This window comes from Corynebacterium sp. HMSC034B08 (assembly GCF_001835805.1).
Lineage (GTDB): Bacteria > Actinomycetota > Actinomycetes > Mycobacteriales > Mycobacteriaceae > Corynebacterium > Corynebacterium coyleae.
In genome coordinates this window covers 1-439 of the sequence record NZ_KV825965.1, presented here as the reverse complement: position 1 = coordinate 439, position 439 = coordinate 1, and the positions used below count along the sequence as shown (strand labels likewise).

Annotated in this window: 1 protein-coding gene; it reads right to left on the bottom strand. The window is 59.5% G+C overall.

Annotated elements, in window-relative coordinates; genetic code table 11:
• A partial coding sequence (locus HMPREF2656_RS08905) for an IS3 family transposase (RefSeq protein ID WP_141761054.1) occupies positions 1–331 on the bottom strand: 331 nt, incomplete at its 3' end.
• Between the last annotated feature and the right edge of the window lie 108 nt (positions 332–439).

Below are 439 nucleotides of genomic sequence, written 5' to 3'. Positions count from 1 at the left end.
AGAAACGGCGCCGAAGCAGATCAGCACGTGCGCTCGCCTGCGGGTCTTGGATCGTGGTGCGTTTAAACGCGCGACGGTACTTGGTGTGCAGCGTGTTGTCAGCCATGATCTTTCGCACCGCATACAGCGTGGTTGCAACGTTTTGGGCCTGAAGCTGCCGGTAGATAGTGCGCGCCCCGGCAAAACCGTTGTGCTCGTTGAAGATCTCGATAACCAGATCGGTAATCGCCGCGCGTTTCGCCCGCGGTGTGCCACCGGCCGGCGGAGTATCTCTACGCTTGCGCCAGGCGTAATAGCCGGAGCTGGATACTTCCAACACACGGCACATCATTGACACTGGGTAGCGAGGGCAGGGGTTGCCTTCTTCGTGGAAGTGGGCAATTACCGCGAAGAGGTCCTCGTGGTGTGCTCCGTGGCGAAGAAGGCGGCCGCTTTTTTA